The sequence below is a fragment of the Microbulbifer maximicatervae (SeqCode) genome (assembly GCF_056232625.1).
Window position 1 is genome coordinate 3,849,764 of record NZ_CP174324.1, and the last position, 19,925, is coordinate 3,869,688.

The 19,925-nt window shown below is 43.9% G+C and carries 16 protein-coding genes; 13 read left to right on the forward strand and 3 right to left on the reverse strand.

Annotated features, from left to right (window positions below; genetic code table 11):
- The first annotated feature begins 49 nt into the window (after window positions 1–49).
- The 8 genes from ACJJI6_RS16770 to ACJJI6_RS16805 all read left to right on the forward strand — a co-directional run bounded on the left by ACJJI6_RS16770 (window position 50) and on the right by ACJJI6_RS16805 (window position 8,897).
- Complete coding sequence (locus ACJJI6_RS16770; protein WP_282930571.1) at window positions 50–520, forward strand: F0F1 ATP synthase subunit B; 471 nt, start codon at window positions 50–52, stop codon at window positions 518–520.
- 12 nt (window positions 521–532) lie between these two features.
- Window positions 533–1,069, forward strand: coding sequence for a F0F1 ATP synthase subunit delta (locus ACJJI6_RS16775; protein ID WP_108735091.1), 537 nt, complete (start codon window positions 533–535; stop codon window positions 1,067–1,069).
- Between the two features lie 48 nt (window positions 1,070–1,117).
- A complete protein-coding gene (atpA, locus tag ACJJI6_RS16780; protein ID WP_108735090.1) occupies window positions 1,118–2,662 on the forward strand; it encodes a F0F1 ATP synthase subunit alpha in 1,545 nt (514 codons plus the stop codon).
- A 77-nt stretch (window positions 2,663–2,739) separates the two neighbouring features.
- Window positions 2,740–3,600, forward strand: coding sequence for a F0F1 ATP synthase subunit gamma (gene atpG, locus ACJJI6_RS16785; protein WP_282930573.1), 861 nt, complete (start codon window positions 2,740–2,742; stop codon window positions 3,598–3,600).
- 53 nt (window positions 3,601–3,653) lie between these two features.
- Entirely contained in the window at window positions 3,654–5,057 is a 1,404-nt protein-coding gene (gene atpD / locus ACJJI6_RS16790; protein ID WP_282930574.1) for a F0F1 ATP synthase subunit beta, read from the forward strand.
- A gap of 18 nt (window positions 5,058–5,075) precedes the next feature.
- The gene (locus ACJJI6_RS16795) at window positions 5,076–5,495 is read left to right on the forward strand and encodes a F0F1 ATP synthase subunit epsilon (RefSeq protein WP_108735087.1); all 420 of its coding nucleotides are present in this window, start codon (window positions 5,076–5,078) and stop codon (window positions 5,493–5,495) included.
- Window positions 5,496–5,604: 109 nt separating this feature from the next.
- Window positions 5,605–7,746, forward strand: a complete 2,142-nt coding sequence (locus ACJJI6_RS16800; protein WP_475711323.1) for an NHL repeat-containing protein — start codon at window positions 5,605–5,607, stop codon at window positions 7,744–7,746.
- A gap of 176 nt (window positions 7,747–7,922) precedes the next feature.
- Window positions 7,923–8,897, forward strand: a complete 975-nt coding sequence (locus ACJJI6_RS16805) for a hypothetical protein (protein WP_445355353.1) — start codon at window positions 7,923–7,925, stop codon at window positions 8,895–8,897.
- A 1-nt stretch (window position 8,898) separates the two neighbouring features.
- Here the strand turns inward: ACJJI6_RS16805 and guaD are convergent, their stop codons facing one another.
- A complete protein-coding gene (gene guaD / locus ACJJI6_RS16810) occupies window positions 8,899–10,293 on the reverse strand; it encodes a guanine deaminase (protein ID WP_475711325.1) in 1,395 nt (464 codons plus the stop codon).
- A gap of 239 nt (window positions 10,294–10,532) precedes the next feature.
- Here guaD and ACJJI6_RS16815 point away from each other — a divergent pair, with 239 nt between their 5' ends.
- Entirely contained in the window at window positions 10,533–10,961 is a 429-nt protein-coding gene (locus tag ACJJI6_RS16815; RefSeq protein WP_444934527.1) for a VOC family protein, read from the forward strand.
- Between the two features lie 115 nt (window positions 10,962–11,076).
- Window positions 11,077–11,715 carry a glutathione S-transferase family protein gene (locus ACJJI6_RS16820; protein WP_475711327.1) on the forward strand — a complete coding sequence of 213 codons (639 nt, stop codon included), beginning with the start codon at window positions 11,077–11,079 and terminating at the stop codon, window positions 11,713–11,715.
- A gap of 78 nt (window positions 11,716–11,793) precedes the next feature.
- Here the strand turns inward: ACJJI6_RS16820 and ACJJI6_RS16825 are convergent, their stop codons facing one another.
- Window positions 11,794–12,792, reverse strand: coding sequence for a hypothetical protein (locus tag ACJJI6_RS16825; RefSeq protein ID WP_475711328.1), 999 nt, complete (start codon window positions 12,790–12,792; stop codon window positions 11,794–11,796).
- Between the two features lie 24 nt (window positions 12,793–12,816).
- Window positions 12,817–14,163 (reverse strand): methyltransferase, encoded by a 1,347-nt coding sequence (locus ACJJI6_RS16830; RefSeq protein WP_475711330.1) that lies wholly within the window; start codon window positions 14,161–14,163, stop codon window positions 12,817–12,819.
- A 409-nt stretch (window positions 14,164–14,572) separates the two neighbouring features.
- Here ACJJI6_RS16830 and ACJJI6_RS16835 point away from each other — a divergent pair, with 409 nt between their 5' ends.
- From ACJJI6_RS16835 to ACJJI6_RS16845, 3 genes are read left to right on the forward strand one after another with little or no spacing between them, the layout of a single operon-like run.
- On the forward strand, window positions 14,573–15,802 hold the full coding sequence (locus ACJJI6_RS16835; protein ID WP_475711331.1) for an NAD-dependent epimerase/dehydratase family protein: 1,230 nt from the start codon (window positions 14,573–14,575) through the stop codon (window positions 15,800–15,802).
- A gap of 15 nt (window positions 15,803–15,817) precedes the next feature.
- A complete protein-coding gene (locus ACJJI6_RS16840; RefSeq protein ID WP_413663864.1) occupies window positions 15,818–16,795 on the forward strand; it encodes an SDR family NAD(P)-dependent oxidoreductase in 978 nt (325 codons plus the stop codon).
- Window positions 16,785–19,916, forward strand: coding sequence for a glycosyltransferase family 4 protein (locus ACJJI6_RS16845; RefSeq protein ID WP_475711333.1), 3,132 nt, complete (start codon window positions 16,785–16,787; stop codon window positions 19,914–19,916). The genes ACJJI6_RS16840 and ACJJI6_RS16845 overlap by 11 nt, the downstream gene beginning before the upstream one ends.
- Window positions 19,917–19,925: the final 9 nt, after the last annotated feature.

Here is a 19,925-nt window from a genome sequence, read left to right on the forward strand (position 1 = left end):
CGCCGTTCCAATTGCCCTTAACCCTATTTAAAGAGCAAGAGGTGTCGGAGTGAATATCAACCTGACTCTAATCGGCCAGTCGATTACTTTCCTGTTTTTCGTCTGGTTTTGCTGGAAGTTTGTTTGGCCGCCGCTTTTGGGCGTGATGAAAGAGCGTGAGCAGAAGATCGCAGATGGTCTCGCTGACGCCGAACACGCACAGAAAGACCTGGAACTGGCCAAGCGTAAAGCTGCCGAGCAGTTGAAGGAAGCCAAAGATCAGGCTAACGAGATCATTGATGGTGCCAACAAGCGCGCCAACCAGATTCTCGATGAAGCCAAGCAAGCGGCTCAGTCTGAAGGCGATCGCCTGAAAACTGCGGCCAAAGCTGAGATCGACCAGGAAGTGAATCGCGCTAAAGAGCAACTGCGCAGCCGTGTGGCAGACCTGTCTGTCCTGGGTGCGGAGAAGATTCTCGCGGTCAATATCGACGCTAAGGCGCACGACGACCTGATCGATAAACTGGCAGCCGAGCTGTAAGCGAGGAACCCAATGGCGGAACTCAGCACACTGGCCCGGCCCTACGCTAAAGCTGCATTCTCTTATGCGCAGGAAGCCTCCCACTTAGGTGGTTGGAGCACTGCGCTGAGCACTGCGGCAGCGGTCAGCCAGAACGAAAAAGTGCGTGAGCTGCTGGATAACCCCCAGCTCACCAGTGAAGAGCGCGCAGATAAATTCCTGTCGATCTGTTCAGACGAACTCGGCGAGCACGGAAGGAACTTCATCCGGTTGCTGGCGGAAAACAACCGCCTGCAGCTGCTGCCGGAAATTTCCGAACTGTTCGAAGAGCTGAAAGCGCAAGCGGAAGCCACCCTCGAGGTGGAAGTTGTTTCCGCGCACGCCTTGAGCGATGCACAGGCGCAAGCACTGGGCCAAAAGCTCAGCGCGAAGTTTGAACGCGAAATACATCTGCACAGCTCGGTGGACGAGAGCCTGCTGGGCGGCGCGATCATCCGCGCCGGTGATACAGTCATCGACGGTACCGTACGCGGCCGTCTGGCCAAGCTCGCCGAGGCGATGAACTCCTAAATTACTCTCCCCGTTGGCGTTAGCCGGCGGGGACTTGAGGAACAGAGCATGCAGCAACTGAATCCCTCTGAGATCAGTGAAATCATCAAGAGCCGCATCGAAAATCTCGATGTGAGCACTGAAGCCCAAAATGAGGGCACCATTGTTTCCGTATCCGACGGCATCATCCGCATCCACGGCCTGGCCGATGTGATGTACGGCGAGATGATCGAGTTCGAAGGCGGCGTTTACGGTATGGCGCTGAACCTGGAGCGCGACTCCGTTGGTGCTGTAATCCTGGGCGACTACAAGGCGCTGGCTGAAGGCCAGAAGTGCCGTTGCACCGGCCGTATCCTGGAAACCCCCGTTGGCCCGGAACTGCTCGGCCGCGTTGTAGACGCGCTGGGTAACCCGATCGACGGCAAGGGCCCGCTGAACAACAAGCTGACCGACGCGGTAGAAAAAGTAGCGCCTGGCGTTATTGCCCGTCAGTCCGTTGACCAGCCTGTACAAACCGGTTTGAAAGCGGTTGATACCATGATCCCGATTGGCCGTGGCCAGCGTGAGTTGATCATCGGTGACCGTCAGATCGGTAAGACTGCTGTGGCGATCGACGCCATCATCAACCAGAAAGGTACCGGCGTTAAGTGTGTCTACGTTGCCGTGGGCCAGAAGCAGTCCTCTATTGCCAACGTAGTGCGCAAGCTCGAAGAGCACGGCGCTATGGATCACACCATCGTAGTAGCCGCTGGCGCCGCCGATCCGGCCGCGATGCAGTTCCTGGCTCCCTACGTCGGTTGTACCATGGGTGAGTACTTCCGCGACCGCGGTGAAGACGCCCTGATCGTATACGATGACCTGACCAAGCAGGCTTGGGCCTACCGTCAGATCTCCCTGTTGCTGAAGCGTCCGCCTGGACGTGAAGCCTACCCCGGTGACGTTTTCTACTTGCACTCCCGTCTGCTGGAGCGTGCCGCGCGTGTAAACGCCGACTACGTAGAGAAGTTCACCAACGGTGAAGTGAAAGGCAAGACCGGCTCTCTGACCGCCCTGCCGATCATTGAAACCCAGGCCGGTGACGTATCTGCGTTTGTACCGACCAACGTGATTTCCATTACCGACGGCCAGATCTTCCTCGAGACCGATCTGTTCAACTCCGGTATCCGCCCAGCGATCAACCCGGGTATCTCTGTATCCCGTGTAGGTGGTGCTGCGCAGACCAAGGTGATCAAGAAGCTGTCCGGTGGTATCCGTACCGCTCTGGCTCAGTACCGCGAACTGGCGGCATTCTCCCAGTTTGCCTCTGACCTGGACGAAGCTACCAAAGCCCAGCTGGATCACGGTGAGCGCGTAACCGAGCTGATGAAGCAGAAACAGTACTCTCCGCTGTCTATCGCGGACATGGCTGTTTCCGTTTACGCCGCCGACAAGGGTTACCTGAAAGAAGTAGAAGTTGCCAAGGTTCTCGATTTCGAAGCCGCCCTGCTCGCTTACATGAATAGCGAACACGCAGAGCTGATGGAGAAAGTGAACAGCACTGGTAACTACAACGACGAAATCGACGCAGCTTTCAAAGCAGCTATCGAGAAGTTCGTCGCTACTAGCAGCTGGTAAGAACTCCCTGGAGAGCGCGAGAGAGCGGCGTGTCCGCTCTTTCGGAATCTAACTTCCAGCGAACAAGGTAAATCACTATGGCAGGCGGAAAAGAAGTACGCACAAAAATTGCCAGCATCAAGAGCACGCAGAAAATTACTGCCGCAATGGAAATGGTTGCAGCCAGTAAGATGCGCAGGGCTCAGGATCGCATGGCACTGGGGCGTCCCTACGCCCAGCGCATACGCGCAGTGATCGGCCACGTCGCCAACGCTTCGGCCGAGTACCAGCATATTTACCTGCAAGAGCGCGAGGCCAAGCGGGTCGGTTTTATCCTGGTATCCACTGACCGCGGACTCTGTGGTGGCTTGAACGTCAATATGTTCAAAGCCGCTATTCGCGAGATGCAGGCGTGGTCCGAAAAGGGTGTCGACGTCGAAGTCTGCGCGGTAGGTAACAAGGCGGCCAGTTTCTTTAATGCCATCGGCAGCAAGGTTGTCGCAGCGGTGCGCGATCTGGGCGATGCGCCCCAGGCCAACCAGCTGATTGGCTCAGTTAAGGTAATGCTGGACCGTTACGCAGAAGGCGATATCGATCGCCTGTTCCTGGTATCCAATGAGTTTATCAACACCATGTCCCAGAAGCCGCAGGTTGAGCAATTGCTGCCGCTGCCGAAGGACGAAGATGAAAAACTCATGCACGAGTGGGACTACCTCTACGAGCCGGATCCGGTTGAATTGCTGGATGGATTGCTGGCTCGCTACATCGAGTCCCAGGTATACCAGGCAGTAGTTGAAAACAAAGCCTGTGAACAGGCAGCGCGTATGATCGCGATGAAGAGCGCCACCGATAACGCCGGTGAGCTGATCGATCAGTTGCAGCTTGTCTACAACAAGGCGCGCCAGGCGGCCATTACCCAGGAACTGTCCGAAATTGTCGGCGGTGCGGCGGCGGTTTAATCCGCTGCCAGTAATGGTCAGCCTAGAAAGAATTTAAAGCTGAGGATCCGGAAATGAGTAACGGGCAAATTGTGCAAGTGATCGGAGCGGTCATCGACGTGGAATTCCCACGCGATTCTGTTCCGAATGTATACGACGCACTGGTGGTTGAGGACAAGAACCTCACCATGGAAGTGCAGCAGCAGTTGGGTGACGGCGTGGTACGCGCTATTGCCATGGGTTCATCCGAAGGTGTCAGCCGCGGTCTGTCCGTGCGCAATACCGGCGCTCCGGTTTCTGTACCGGTTGGCCTGGAAACCCTCGGTCGCATCATGGACGTGCTCGGCAACCCGATTGACGAGTGTGGCCCTATCGGTGAGAAAGAGCGCTCCTCTATCCACCGCGCTGCGCCGACCTACGAAGAGCAGTCCAGCTCTACCGAACTGCTGGAAACCGGCATCAAGGTAATCGACCTGGTTTGCCCGTTCGCCAAGGGTGGTAAGGTTGGTCTGTTCGGTGGTGCCGGTGTAGGTAAAACCGTAAACATGATGGAACTGATCAACAACATCGCTACCGAGCACTCCGGTCTGTCCGTGTTCGCAGGTGTTGGTGAGCGTACCCGTGAAGGTAACGACTTCTACTACGAGATGGCTGAATCCGGCGTTGTTGACCTGGAAAATAAAGCCAACTCCAAAGTGGCGATGGTTTACGGCCAGATGAATGAGCCGCCCGGCAACCGTCTGCGCGTAGCCCTGACCGGTCTGACCATGGCGGAGAAATTCCGTGATGAAGGCAAAGACGTACTGCTGTTCGTCGACAACATCTACCGCTACACCCTGGCCGGTACCGAAGTATCCGCACTGCTGGGCCGTATGCCTTCTGCGGTAGGTTACCAGCCGACCCTGGCGGAAGAGATGGGCGTTCTGCAGGAGCGTATTACCTCCACCAAGACTGGCTCTATCACCTCTATTCAGGCGGTATACGTACCGGCGGATGACTTGACTGACCCGTCTCCGGCGACCACCTTCGCGCACTTGGACTCCACTGTAGTACTGAGCCGTGATATCGCCGCTAAAGGTATCTACCCGGCTGTTGACCCGCTGGACTCCACCTCTCGTCAGCTGGACCCACAAGTAATTGGTCAAGAGCACTACGAAGTGGCTCGCGGCGTACAGTCTGTACTGCAGCGCTACAAAGAGCTGAAGGACATCATCGCGATCCTGGGTATGGACGAGCTGTCTGAAGAAGACAAGCAGACCGTAGCCCGCGCCCGTAAGATCGAGCGTTTCCTGTCCCAGCCGTTCCACGTTGCGGAAATCTTCACCGGTGCACCAGGTAAATACGTTTCCCTGAAAGAAACCATTCGTGGCTTCCAGGGCATCCTGAATGGTGAGTATGACCACATGCCGGAACAGGCCTTCTACATGGTGGGAACCATCGACGAAGCTGTGGAAAAAGCCAACAAAGCCAAGGGCTAATCGAGAGAGGCATATACTATGGCCATGACAGTACATTGTGACATTGTCAGCGCCGAGCAGTCTCTCTTCTCCGGGCTGGTAGAGATGGTGATTGTGAGTGGTATCGAAGGTGAGCTGGGTCTCTCCTACGGTCACGCTCAGTTGCTCACCGCTCTGAAAGCCGGTCCGGTGCGCATCATCAAGCCCGGTGGTGAAGAGGAAGTACTGTTCGTCAGCGGTGGCTACGCCGAGGTACAACCTAATATGGTGACTATCCTCGCCGATGTAGCCGAACGTGAGATCGATGAAGACGCCGCGCAGAAGGCCCGCGAAGAAGCGGAACACGCCCTGCACAAGGCGCCGTCCGAAGTCGACTACGCGCGCATCTCAGCCCAGCTGGCCGAAGCCGAAGCGCGTCTGCGTACCCTGCAGGCAATTCGCAAGGCGGCCGGTAAGTAAACAGTTCTTACCTACTCGTAAGGCCTGTTTTCAGGCGACAAAAAAGCAGCTTCGGCTGCTTTTTTTTTATCTATTTTTTCGAGTGACTCCTCTACGATAAAGAGCATTAATGTTGAAAACCTCTATTAGAAACTACTTATTAATAACCTTCCTGATGTACTTAATGGTTGGATGCGGAGGGGGTTCTTCTTCAGGCGGCAATGACTCTTCGATACCGAAAGAGGAAACCGATAGTGAATACCCAAGCGCAAGTATTATCTTTCCCGCTAGCGACGGGCTATGGAGTGATAAAGAGCAGCTGGTTGTGCGTGGTAGCGCAAATGATAATGTTGGTGTTGCCAGGGTATCTGTAAATGGAATTGACGCAACATCGGATGATGATTTTGCAACCTGGCAGGCAGAAATAACGCTTGAGGAAGGCACTACGACGAGCATTAACATTGAGGTAACAGATATTAATGGGAATACCTCCCCAGCTGCTGCCTCAGTGAGTGTTAATAGCTATGACGGATTTAATAGCTACAGATTTTGCGGTCCGTTGGCATTTGATAGCGATAGAAATCTAGCGTACGCCTTTAACCCTACTAGGGTATTAAATCTGGAAAGCATGCAGGAAGATTATATTTCCTCAGAGTTCTCCGATGTGGTCGGAGCTGAATTTGACCACACTACGGGTAATTTCTTAATCATCCAAAATGATCAGTTAATTTCTATCGATCGTGAATTTAATAGCTTAAATATCATTTCCGAGTCAGGGGATGATTCACTGTCATTTGGGAGAAGACCACAAATTTCTATTGATATCAGTTCTGGTGATATCTATGTGCAAAATTATTTTCCGAGCTATTTAATAAAAGTAGACCCTATCACCGGGGACCGTGAAAAAATATCCTCTTTTAATTATGAAGACGGAAGTTCAGTAGGCTATTTCAATCAAGGTTTCGAAATTGTCGACGGACGATTTTTTGTTGTAAGTGAGGATGGATTACTGGAGTTAAATCCTGCTACTTGGCAGGCAACCGAATTATCAGGAGTGAGTGTAGGCTCGGGCGAATCTCTACAAAGCTTGACCGGTTTAACTATCAATTTGGAAGCTAATTTAGCTTATTCCACCGATTTGCACGGTAAAGTACTTGAGATCAACCTAGTTAGTGGTAATCGAAACTTATTATCATCAGTACTCGATACAGGTAGTGACAACTTAGATTTTGACTACGGGAGAAACGGAATCATTGACACAGGAAAATCAATCTTAGTTAACTCGTGCTCAACAGGACATTCCTTTTTGGTTAGCAAGGAAGATGGAAGTCGAATATTAGTATCAAAAAAAATAAGAGGAGAAGGTCCTCTACTCTCGACTAACTCTGACTTGGTGTATGACGAGTACAATGAAAGACTTCTTCTGCTTAATGACAATTATGCAGAATCTCGCTACTCTAATTTTGAATATAAAAAAATTGACCAAATAATTTCGGTAGATCCACAGAGTGGTGATAGGCAGATTATATCTGGCCCGCATAAAGGAGATGGGTTGATAGAGGGATACTTCCACGATTTGGCAGTCGATAAACGGAACGGAGATATCTATGTAATAGAGCCATATTCCCAAAGTATAGTTAAAGTAGACCCTATAACCGGAAATAGATCGATCATTTCTGGGGGGGATATCGGCTCCGGTGATGCATTTAATGGTGTTAGTGGTATAGCTATAGATACCGCTCGAGATAGAATACTGGCTATTTCTGCTGACGCACTGATTTCTATAGACTTACAGTCTGGCGATCGAACTGAAATCAATTCTTTCCCCGATATGGGGTTCTGGTATCCAAACCATATCTCAATAAATGCAGAATCTACAGAAATATACATTTCAGATATTCATGGGAAAGTTGTCGAGTTTAATCTGGAAAATGAAATAACAAAAATCATATCAAGTAATGAAATTGGCGGTGGAGAAAGTGTCCATGAATTAGGGGATTTGGCGTATAGCAGTGAAGGTAATCTAATATATATAGAAGATTACAATCACACAGACAGCGATGATGAACCAGTTAACATGGAACTTTTGGCTATAGATAGGGAAACTGGAAATAGAACCCTGCTTTTAAGTGCCATACAACAAGAGTGGGAGGATATGCTGCTTACTCCAGCAGTAGATCAAGCTAAAAATGTTCTGTATATCTCTATGCCAAATCGAGGCGTTGCTGTTTTTGATGTTGAAACAAAACAGTATCTAATGGTGTCACAATAATTTATTTAGCAGGTATAAGCTATATGAGCTAATACCTGCATATAAAGGACGATAAATATAATAACTGTCTCACTTGATAGTTAAGTTAACATGTAAAATAGAAAGCTATATAGAGAACCTTGTTGCTACACTAACAAATGAAACTTTATGGATTCATATTAAAGATGTTTTCAACGATGAAGCACTTGGCATTTGGCGTATTAATTTTTACTTTTGTTGTTTTATATGCTCTTTCTAAAAATACACATGCTGAGGGTAGCCCCCCTACTTTGGGCGCTAACTTGAAGCAAACAGAACGCATTTTTTTGCATGGAAACATTGTGTCATCGACAGCTATAAATCCGGGTAATATTGTGCCAGAGCATCTAACGGATTTTGGATTTTTTCATTCCGGTTGGACAATAGATGAAATTGCTCAAGTTGCGTCATTCACCACTTTTGTAGACGTATATTACTATGACATAGATATAATGAAAGAAGCCAGAAGTCATGGATTAAAGCTTTGGATACAACTAGCACCTATATTTTTTGATGGTTATCCTACCTATAGGAAAAGAGAGGATTATCTTGAACGCTGGGAAAGAGCAAAGAGGCAGTTAGAGCCATTTAGCGATATTATAATGGCCTTTGACCCGCTAGATGAACCATTTTATCGCTCAAAATTAAGTAACATAACGCTTAAGCTCTATCTTGAAGAGATCGCTCAACTAGTTAAAGATAGTTTTCCAAAAGCAAAAAGAGCAATTACATTTATGAATGAAACGGTCAGAAGATCACGTTTTGAGGAAATGGTACCAAAAAAATATAATCTGTTTGCTGTAAATTATTACGTGGGAGTAAGTTTTCAAAATAAGATAGTCGAAAAACTAATGACAAGAACATCACATCTAGATGCAAATTATTATCTTATCCCGAGAGCTTTTAAAACATCGAATAGAGCCTTCGGTAGCATTACAGAGCCACAATTAATTAGCCAGGCTAGGCAAGCTTATGACTTTGCGATAGGAAACCCCAAGGTAATTGCCATATACCCTTTTGTTTGGGAGAGTATGTTTGGCGATGGTGAAGAGTACTACCTTGGGGTTGATAACCTAAATCGAATACAAGAAGAATACCGAAAAATAGGTAATGCGATATCAAGTTCTAGATGAACTATTTTCTATTTCCCATTATATATGTGCTATGTATAGCCCTGTCATCACCGAGTACCTGAAGTGCAAATAATTTCTCTTCGAGGGTTCTAGCCGACTTCATTCTAAATTTCATTAAATCGGTGGCTTTTAAATCAATTACGATAAAATCAGCTTCCTTACCCTTCTCAAAACTCCCGACTTTGTCATCAATATCTAATGCCTTGGCAGATCCCAACGTAGCAAGGTAAAGTGCTTTTAATGGAGAGAGGGTTTTCACTCCGGTGTTATTGCCGATGGATTTTTGTAGCTGAATCACCTTATAGGCCTCATCCATAGTCTCTAACATCGAGAAACTGGTGCCAGCTCCTACATCGGTTCCCAGGCCCACACTAACATTGATTTCTTCAGCTCTATTAAGCGGGAATAATCCGCTCCCTAGAAACAGATTAGACGTTGGGCAAAAAGCTATAGCGCTACCTACTGAAGCCATACTTTCCATCTCTTGGTCATCCAGATAAATACCATGAGCAAACACTGAGTGGTCCCGATTTAATCCATATATGTTATAAACATCAAGATAACTGTTTGCTTCTGGGAACAATGATTTTACCCAATTAATTTCATCCTTATTTTCGGAAACATGGGTATGCATATACACATCGGGATATTCATCTAGTAACTTAGCTGCCTGCTTAAGCTGTTCAGGAGTACTTGTCGGGGCAAATCTTGGAGTAATGGCATAGCTCAATCGATCCTTATTATGCCAACGTTCGATTAGATTCTTGCTATCGGAATAAGCACTTTCGGGCGTATCTAGCAGGTATTCTGGAGCATTGCGATCCATCAATACCTTGCCTGCAATTAGTCGCATGTTTTCCCGTTGGGCAACTTCAAAGAGAGCATCTATAGACTCTGGGTGAACGGTACCAAATATAAGTGCTGATGTTGTGCCATTCTTTAGCAACTGACTAATAAAGAACTCTGCAACTTCCTTCGCGTGTTCTTTGTCGGAAAATTTACTTTCAGTTGGAAAGGTGTATTCTTTAAGCCACTCTAATAATTGCTCGCCATGAGCCGCAATCATCCCCGTCTGTGGATAGTGAATATGAGAATCGATAAAGCCGGGAAGTATTAACTTGCCGCGATAATCTACAATCTCTGCGCCTCTTTGTTTTTTCGAAATTTCTTCTTCAGAAATTATCTCGGCAATTATTCCATCTTTGACAATTAATCCACCATTTTCAATATATTCATAAGCTTTACTAGTCTTCGCCGGGTCGGCAGTAAAATGAAGTATGTCACCTTGATATATAGTTGTCTCTGCATAAACAAAATTGCTAAAGGCTGAGAGTAATAGAAATAATTTAGCTAAATTGAACTTTATATTGCTGCTTAAGGATAAAGTTTCGACCACCAGTTCACTCCGTTAAAACAATAAGCAAACCTATATATTTAGCATTTGAAAGATAATGTGACAAATTTATTTCGGTTGTCTCTAGAAGAGCTGGAATACAAAACAACAAATTAACTTATATATTGAGTAATAACCTACTTAAAAATACAGAAATTTGATTTGTATATTTTGTATTTGGAAAAACCTTAATAAATTCCATCTAAACTTGTACTTAAATCTAGATTGAAGGCTCTCAATCCATGTTTAAACATCCAGATCACGTAACAGTAGTTGTTACGAAATTAGAGGAAAGTGTCAGTTTTTTTGAATTGCTGGGTTTTGAGCTTCTACTCAAAAATTTTCTAACTGGCGAGAAAGCGTCACGGTATCTCCAGGTGGATAATGTAGAAGCAGATCACTTTACGATGGTACTAAAGCAGTCATCTCCGAAATTCGAGATACAGCTACTTCACTACCGAAATCCAGTGGTTAAAACTAATCCATCACTAATTGACTTGGCAAGGCCCGGTTATAACCATTTGTGTTTGAAGGTAGATAATTTGAATGAGGCTTTAGAGTATTTATCGAAGCAAGGAATTAGCACAAGAAGTGGAATATTGGAATATCAAAATAAAAAATTAGCATTTATCTTGGGGCCAGAGAATATAACTGTGGAATTAGCCGAGTGAATTGTCCAAGCAAATAGATAGTACTTCTACTAAACAACTTGACATGTAAATCTCTCGAATAAATGATACTAGCCTAGCTAAAATTTATGTCTCCATATAAATTCGAGATATTGAAATGGCAAATAAAATCATCTTTTATACGAACCCTCAATCGAGAGGCTGTATTGTTCGATGGATGCTAGAGGAGATATCAGTACCCTATCAAACTAAAGTACTTGAATATGGCGAAGACATGAAATCGCCACAGTATCTTGCTGTGAATCCTATGGGAAAAGTTCCAACACTAGTGCATGACAACAAAATAATAACTGAAGCAGCAGCAATATGTGTCTACTTGGCAGATGTGTTTTCCGGTTCAGGTTTGTCTCCGATAAATAACGAAGAGCGTGCCAATTATTACCGGTGGATGTTTTATTCGGCTGGACCTCTGGAGTCCGCCATTGTGAATAAATATATCTTTGATGAAGATGTGGCTAAAGATAAACAGCAAATGTTGGGTTACGGTAATTATAAATTGGCACTAGATACGCTATCTAGTGCGATTAAATCAAACCCGTATATTGTTGGAGAACGTTTTACAGCAGCAGATGTATATATCGGTGCACAGCTGGGGTGGGGGTTACAGTTTGGAACTATAGATAAACGTGAAGAGTATCAGGAGTATGTAACTCGTTTATCTCACCGTAAAGCATTTCAGCGAGCTCATGAACTTGATGTAGCTTTGGGAAAAGATATGAATATAAGTCCTGCTTAAATTTAAATATATTTTGTTTGAACTAAAAGGTCAGAAATTATATTTCTGACCTTTCTAATTTATCCCAAATACTAGTTTTCAACTAAAAATTCCGCTTTTTATTTGCCGAACAGCTCTGTTGAATCGAAAACGATCATTTCTGTCTATAGAAGTATTTTCATCCATCATATGCTCATAATCACTTTCAACTACTTTGAGATAATCTAGTGCTTCATCTTTATCCCCTTTCATTGCAATAAGATATGAGCGAGACAAACACATTCTCAATTTATGAGCATCTGTTAGATGTTCTTTAGGGTGATTATCGTGGAGTTTCAAGCATTCCTCTAGGCTAGCCTCGGTGAATGGGTCGTATTCAGCTATTTCCTTAGGAATTGGTTTTTTACACTTATAGATCGAACTTGAAAATACTTGCCCATACCAGTCGAAATAATCTTCAAGATATCCCATGGTTACTTTAATCCATGGCAAACGGTCAAAGAAAAAATCCTGATTAATGAAAAATGATTCTCCCTCAATAAGCTTTGGCATAAACTCTGCTGAAACATGTTTATTTAGGTCCTGAGTTTTACATACATCAATAAAACAAATTTCAATTGGATTATCAGGCCAGGAAAACTCATTAAAATCACCGATATTTAGTTCTATCAATGACTGAAATGGAGAAATGCTATTTTCTAGAATAGGAACAAAAGATTCTCCAAATTTATAGGTTAGTGAATCACATTCCCAAACACGATCCGAACCATTTGCAGGCTTAGGTAGAAAACCCAATTCATAACTACTAATAGGTTTACTATCCAATATATTTGAGTTTCTGTTGTTTGAAAAATCTGAGTTACTCATCAACCCATGTGCGAGAGAAACCACAGATGCTCCCATAAAGCTTCCGGCATCAACAATATACCCTTTTTGCTGGAAATTTTTTGACGCCAATGAATAGAGTAATTTGCGTTCGGCAATCGAAACCATTCCTGGTGTCTCAAATACGCTCTGGGGAACTTCAGTTTTAGAAAATGAAATTTCTGGGTGTACATAACAACCCCTTGCAATTTCCGCATCATCAATTTTGTACATTATTTTGCTCCGGAAAAAAATTGATTACTTAGCGTAAGCTACACAAAAAACAACATTTGTCTTCATTTCATCCAGTGTAATATCGGGAACTTCTTCTCTTACTCTGGTCTCTATTTCCGGAGTTAAGCGCTCTAAAACATTACTATGGGAAGGCTGTAGCTCCCAGGTTTCGATATTAAAATACTTACGTGTTAATGCGCGTAATTCATCGATTCGAATTCGATTTAGATGTGTGTGTAAATAGTGATCGTGTGGCAAATGGCGAACAATATTAATATGGTTCCAGTCACAAAACTTAAGATGATCTGGATTTCCCTCGTCTAAAACTGATGGATTATGAGGAGGCATATGGTGCCCACTCCAGCCATAAAAGTTGTGATGCAGAAATATAATTTTCCCTCCTTTGGTTAACAAGCCAGCAATATCCTCGAATACACCCTCAATTTCCAATAGGTGCTCAGTGACATTGTGAAGGCAAACCGTATCAAAGGTCTTTATACCGACGAGATCGCGGGTAGAGCACTGGCGTAGATCAATATCCGGGATCAAATCCATGATGTCCTGGCCGGACATTGGAGCGTTAACCCACTTTCTTATCCTTTTATTGCGAACTCTCCTGGAGTCTAAAGACATTGCAGGGTCTACACCGGTATAACTGTTTGCCCCAGCACAGAGGTAGCCCATGGCATAGCCGCCAAAACCACAACCGACATCTAAAACATTGCACCCTTGTACATATTTATGTAATTTTCTTGGCCATGAGCAGTAGCCGAGTTCAACGGCACTAGTGATGAGATCCGAATCAAAATTCTTCAGTGCGTGGCGTATATTAGTGCAATTGTGGAAAAATGCGATTTTAGCCTGCAATTCATGATTGTCCCAATCTTCTAAAGGCTCGATTTTCTTCAGTTGTTTTGCTGCCTTTGAGCGTGATAGTTTTGAAAATGCAGGGTGAGAACGGGAGGTGTCTAAAATTTCAATCGCTTCCCTGGCGTTATTTTCGATTCGTATCAGTTTAACTTGGTCAAAGACTTTCAGAGCTCGTTTATGTTCTGGGTTGCACTTGATTGCTATTTTTATATCTTTTTCAGCTTGATCTATGTCTCCTTTAGCTATATTTAGCATAGCGGAGATTATTCTCATGCCTACATGGTGTGGATGCCTTGAGATGAAGGTCAGCGCATACTTATCACAATTTAGAATCGAACCATTTTTTGATTCGGCATAGCACAGAAAATAAGTAGCCGGATGAAAAGGGTTGAGATCGGCAATTGGACGCAATAACTCTCTCGCCAGGTCTATTTCTCCAGCTAATGCAGCTTGCTTCCCTTGTTCAAAGTTATCCAGCTGATTGATTTCTAAAGTAGACATTTAATTTTCCAAGTAATGGTAACCAGGTTTTTTGGCGTGGATATTGACTTGCATGCTGCAAATAGGTGCAGTTGCGCTCGATTTAAATCAAATATAATAAGATTGCTTATTATTGAGTACATGCTCGCAGCTAGCACTGATTTTCTTAAGCTATGAAAATATTCATAAATGTGAAAGTTGGAGCTGTCAAATAATAAATTTATTTTCTCTGAGAAAACTATTCAAGGTGCAATCTATAAAAGTTGGCGCGGATGCTAACTCGTATAATCGGTAAAGCTGGAAAGCCTGTGTTATAAATTGGATTTTGTAAGATTCACGTTATCCAATTAAGCAGCAGACGATAACACCTCAATCCTGAATAAATTGATCTGCCAACGGCCTGGTTGGCAAAACTTGTGGAGGTGGCTCTTTGAAACTGATAATAGTCGGTGGCGATGGCTTTTGTGGATGGCCAACCTCATTACATCTGAGTAATTTAGGTCATGAAGTTATTATTATTGACAATTTTTCTAGAAGAAAAATTGATAGTGAGCTCAATGTAGAATCATTAACACCGATTCGAGAACTGAAAGAGCGTATTGATACCTGGTTTGAATTAACGGGAAAGGTTATTCGCTTTGTCGAGTTGGATGTTTCCCAGAAATTTAACGATCTTGTAAATCTCCTAGAGGAGGAAAAGCCAGACAGTATAGTTCATTTTGGTGAGCAGCGCGCTGCGCCCTATTCGATGAAAAGCAGCACTACAAAAAATTATACGATCGCTAATAATATTTGTGGTACTCATAATATTCTCAATGCGATTGTAGAGACGCAGCTTGATATTCACTTGGTTCACCTCGGTACCATGGGAGTGTATGGTTACGGCCATGAGGAGCCCATACCAATACCTGAAGGTTACTTGGATGTAAAAATAGAGACAGTTGATAATCGTCAAATTTCAGACTCTATCGTTTATCCGCCTAATCCCGGCTCCATTTACCATATGACTAAGACGATGGATTCGCAGATGTTTCAGTATTATGCGAAAAATGACAGGCTTCGTATTACTGACCTTCACCAGGGAATTGTTTGGGGAACGCAGACTGAACTCTCTAGTTTAGATGAGCGTCTGATAAATCGTTTTGATTATGACGGGGACTACGGCACAGTCCTAAATAGATTTCTAATGCAAGCGACTGTCGGTTTCCCACTGACTGTTCATGGCACAGGTGGTCAAACTCGCGCATTTATCCATATCTCTGATACTTGCAAATGTATTGAGCAGGCACTTTTACATCCACCGGAGCTCGGTGAACGGCCACTGATTCTCAATCAGATGGCGGAAACGCAAACACTTTCCGATCTTGCACAATTAGTTCAATCACTGACAGACTGTGAAATAAGTTATCTGCCAAACCCTAGGAAGGAGGCAGAGAGAAATGATCTCAATGTAAAAAATGATTTACTTCGTTCATTTGGATGGCAGCCGATTCTTATTAAAGATAGCCTTCTGCAAGAAATTACAGATATAACAATGCAATATCAAGATCGGGCTGATCATACAAAAATACCTTGCGTTTCTTATTGGACAAAAGGTAATAAACTTGCCGATATTTCCTATCGGGAAAAAACTAGTGAAGTTACTGAAACCATTTCCTAGTGGGTAGCTTTAGCTATGTCTACGCGAATCCTTATTACTGGTGGATGTGGATTTATAGGTTCAAATTTAGTCAAATATCTCAGTACTTTGAGTTTATATGACGAAATTTTAGTTTTAGATAATGAGGTCACTGGCACTACCGCAGCATTAGCCGGAATACCTCACCAATTTATTAGAGGAGATGTTAGAAATCAACGGGATGTAGATGAAGCTGTAAAGCAAGCTGATGCTATTATACATTTAGCTGCAGATACACGTGTTATTAATTCAATAAATAACCCTGTCTATAATTTTGAAGTAAATGTACAGGGGACTGTCAATCTTCTGGAAGCAATGCGAAGGTATGAGGTTAGACATCTCATTAATGCTTCTACAGGTGGGGCGATCATTGGAGAAGCTGATCCACCAGTACACGAATTAATGCCAGTGAATCCCGCATCGGCTTATGGTGCGTCTAAGGCTGCAGCAGAGGCCTACTGTTCTGCATATTCTCAAAGTTATGGATTATCAATAACTTCTTTACGATTCTCTAATGTTTATGGTCCGCTTTCCTTTCACAAAGGAAGTGTGATAGCAGCCTTTATTAAAAATATTCTGAAAGGACAGGTCTGTGATGTCTACGGAGATGGCTATCAGACTAGAGACTTTATTTTTGTAGGCGATCTCTGCCAGGGAATAATTAGGGCTCTGGAAAAGAGAGAAAATGGGGTATTTCAGCTGGGTAGCGGCCAGCCGACGTCAATTAACGAAGTAATTAGTTTACTAAGGGATGTCTCGGGCTGCCATGAAGATCTTGAAATAGCTAACCACCCTTTCAGGGCAGGTGAAGTGCGCCATAACTATACGGATATTACTAAAGCAAAACAGTACTTGGGCTTTAGGCCGGAGGTATCATTAAGAGACGGTATTCAAATTACATGGGATTACTTTGTCAATAAGGAGGATGTTCTGAAGCCTAGCCTCTCGCAGAGGGCCCTACAGAATGCAGATTGACAAATTTTCAGTAGAATCATTCCCTGATTTAAATACTTATGCAGGTTTTGAGTCGGACCAGAAGCTCAGAGTTTGTATAGCCACAGAAGAAATCCTAGGTCCGGTGAGAAATGGAGGGATTGCTTCAACCTACTATCACCTAGCGAAAGGACTGGCAGCACATGGGCACGAAGTACATGTGCTCTACTTAAAAGGTGAAACAGTTGAGAATGAAACACCTGAGTATTGGGTTGAGGAATATTCCAATTTTGGTGTTTCACTGCACTACTTGGTGCACACGGATGAAACAATAATCGGCCCCTCACAGAGTTGGCAGCGACGATATAGTGCGGCATACCGCTGGTTAATTGAACAGAGACGTTTTGATGTTATCCACACTTCCGAATGGCGAGGTGGATTAATTTATGCGTTAATGGTTAAGAAGTTGGGTTTGGCGTTTAAAGATACTTTATTTATTGTAAAGACATCGTCCCCGCACCTCTGGAATCGTCATTATCAAATGCAGCCATTGGTAAAAAGGGAGCTGTTACCAGCGAGTTTTGCTGAGCAGAAATGTGTTGAATTTTCCGATATGGTAATTGGTGGTAGCGCACACCTACTTTGCTTTATGCGCTATGTCGGCTATAAGCTGCCAACATCAACTTATGTTCAGCCAAATATTCTCGATTTTTCTGAAGTTCCCGTTGATGATAAACGCATTAATCGACAGCCTGGTGATGTAGTTCGCACTAACGAATTGACCTTCTTTGGTCGTTTGGAAATGCGGAAAGGATTGGAGCTCTTTTGTACCGCTCTGGATTTACTTGAGCGGACGGGGAATTGTCCTACCAGAGTTAATTTCCTAGGTAAATATGGTGAAGCCTTACCTAATCAAAACAATGAGAAGGTTGCGGACTATATTGAGCGAAAAGCATCTACTTGGAGTTTTGAAGTCAATTGCATCACAGATTATAACCAGCCGGAAGCTCTCTCTTTTTTATGTTCCAGGGATATGATAGCGGTAATGCCCTCCCTGATTGAAAACTCCACCATGGCAGTATATGAAACACTAGAGAATAATATTCCTTTTATTGCAACGCGAGTAGGGGGAACTCCAGAACTTATCGCAAAAGAAGACCATGAAAGTTGTCTTATCGCACCCTACGCATTTGAGCTTGCGAAAAGGCTAGAAGAGGTACTGAAGAATGGGCATAGGATTGCGCATTCCAGTTTTGATAACAATTATAACCTTCAAGTTTGGTATGGTTTTCATGCCTACTTAGCAGATCTTTTTAAGCAGTATAGTGGCGCTGAAGCGATCACCAAGATTACAGGCTTGCCCACCTTAACAGCTTCTAATGAGATGGAGCTACCGACCCTAGAAGTGGTTGTTCTATTGCGGGATACTGAGAGTGTTATGGAGTTTTCTGAGGCACTTTTAGTTGATAGACCCGACTCCATCAAGTTTTTATTAATTGATCCCTATCTTGAAAATATTGCTGAGAGAGCTTCTAACTTTCTATTGGAAGCCGGTCTCAATTGTAGTTTGGTGGATTTCATTGGATTTCCAGCAGGGATTGCACTGGCAAAAAGTCTTTCTGAAAGTACTCTAGATGCTTGCATTCTCTGTGATGGTACATCCTCTCGGTTAGGTGGAAAATTTTGTGGTGAGTTACGCAAAACTCTTCAAATAAATCATGAATTCATAATCACTAGCTTTTTATCTCTACCTGAAAACAAGGTGGTAATGCCGATAGGTGTAGATATCGTCTCTGAGATCAGCTTTGGAAATGCTATAGGCACAAATATTATTTGTATTCCAAAACTGGTATCAAGCAAGGTGGGGTCAATACTCCCTTATGATATTCGCTACGGTTTGGTACAAGAATATATTTTAAGGGCGAACAAAGAATTTGGGTTTGAATTGATGGTTATTCCTGAGTGCCATCTTCGGAGCGATTACTATTTAGAAGAACTGGAAGAATCTCGAAATAACGCTAACTCAGTCTATCTTCGCTCAATGTCGTTGATTGAAAATGATAATATTGCCTATCGTAAACTAGCCCTTCTTCCTTCAGCTCAGCCTATTGGAGCTAAATTAAGACCAGCACTTTATCGGGATAAGAATCGTTTGGATGAGGAACCCGTGTGGCTTTTACATGCCGACCGGCCTCGTAAAATGAAAAACCGTAATCCGAGGGTGGTTGTAGGTTTGGACGAGAGAAATTCCCATTTGCTCTGTGTAGCCAAAGGTCCGGGAAATAGGCAATTAATTGTTAATGGTGAGCACCAGCCAATTTCTTTGGAGCTACAAGATAATGAACTTACTTTACATAGATTCCCAATTCCAGATAAATGGGAAGAGGGTGAAAAATTTAATATTAAGTTTCTGTTAGAAGATCAAGAAATGACTTACACCCGTTTTATACGGGTTATAAAACTATCTAAAAATGTATTTGCAGCTATCTCTGGAAGTCCAATACTTAATGAGGTAGCTGTTGAGGAGATATTTAACCAAAAATATACCTGGAGTTTCTTCTCTAAATCAGAAAATAACACACCTGAAAACATTCAAGGGATAGATACTGAAGATACCACTTTATATGGGCAAGATAACGCAGAGGTAGGAGAGTTTGTAGACAAGGATTATACAGTAGAAGGTAAGGATGAGCCTGAACATGATATTGCAAAAATTATCCATGAGCAGGGAAAAATCAATGAAACTGAATTTAAACCCAAGTTTAGTTTTCAGGCTGTGATTCAAAAATCAGGTACTACCTTGCAACGTATATTTAAGGGATATACTGGCTCACCTATTAAGGGGTCAATTCCACCACGAGAGCTTTTTGCACTCGATCCACGGGTTCTTGAGGGATGGGCATGGGATAGAAGCAATATAGCTAAAAATTTAGTGATTGTCTTAGAGGTAAACGGAAACATTGTAGCTGAAGCCACGGCGAATCGTTATGTGGAACGTTTCGGTACTCGAAACCCGAAACTAGCTTGGTATGGATTCCGGTTCTCATTAACCCCTGAAATAAAGCAGGAAAACTCAGAGATTACCATACGTGTTAAGGAAAATGGACTTGTCTTACGAAATGGCCGATTGCGTTATCTTAAACAAATGCTAGTTGCGATCTAAGGTGGCTTG

Excerpts from the sequence above, each read along its gene's own strand:
- ACJJI6_RS16775 (WP_108735091.1), top strand. The coding sequence starts at position 533 with ATGGCGGAACTCAGCACACTGGCCCGGCCCTACGCTAAAGCTGCATTC.
- atpA (WP_108735090.1), top strand. The coding sequence starts at position 1,118 with ATGCAGCAACTGAATCCCTCTGAGATCAGTGAAATCATCAAGAGCCGC.
- atpG (WP_282930573.1), top strand. The coding sequence starts at position 2,740 with ATGGCAGGCGGAAAAGAAGTACGCACAAAAATTGCCAGCATCAAGAGC.
- atpD (WP_282930574.1), top strand. The coding sequence starts at position 3,654 with ATGAGTAACGGGCAAATTGTGCAAGTGATCGGAGCGGTCATCGACGTG.
- ACJJI6_RS16795 (WP_108735087.1), top strand. The coding sequence starts at position 5,076 with ATGGCCATGACAGTACATTGTGACATTGTCAGCGCCGAGCAGTCTCTC.
- ACJJI6_RS16800 (WP_475711323.1), top strand. The coding sequence starts at position 5,605 with ATGTTGAAAACCTCTATTAGAAACTACTTATTAATAACCTTCCTGATG.
- ACJJI6_RS16805 (WP_445355353.1), top strand. The coding sequence starts at position 7,923 with ATGAAGCACTTGGCATTTGGCGTATTAATTTTTACTTTTGTTGTTTTA.
- ACJJI6_RS16815 (WP_444934527.1), top strand. The coding sequence starts at position 10,533 with ATGTTTAAACATCCAGATCACGTAACAGTAGTTGTTACGAAATTAGAG.
- ACJJI6_RS16820 (WP_475711327.1), top strand. The coding sequence starts at position 11,077 with ATGGCAAATAAAATCATCTTTTATACGAACCCTCAATCGAGAGGCTGT.
- ACJJI6_RS16825 (WP_475711328.1), bottom strand. The coding sequence starts at position 12,792 with ATGTACAAAATTGATGATGCGGAAATTGCAAGGGGTTGTTATGTACAC.
- ACJJI6_RS16830 (WP_475711330.1), bottom strand. The coding sequence starts at position 14,163 with ATGTCTACTTTAGAAATCAATCAGCTGGATAACTTTGAACAAGGGAAG.
- ACJJI6_RS16840 (WP_413663864.1), top strand. The coding sequence starts at position 15,818 with ATGTCTACGCGAATCCTTATTACTGGTGGATGTGGATTTATAGGTTCA.
- ACJJI6_RS16845 (WP_475711333.1), top strand. The coding sequence starts at position 16,785 with ATGCAGATTGACAAATTTTCAGTAGAATCATTCCCTGATTTAAATACT.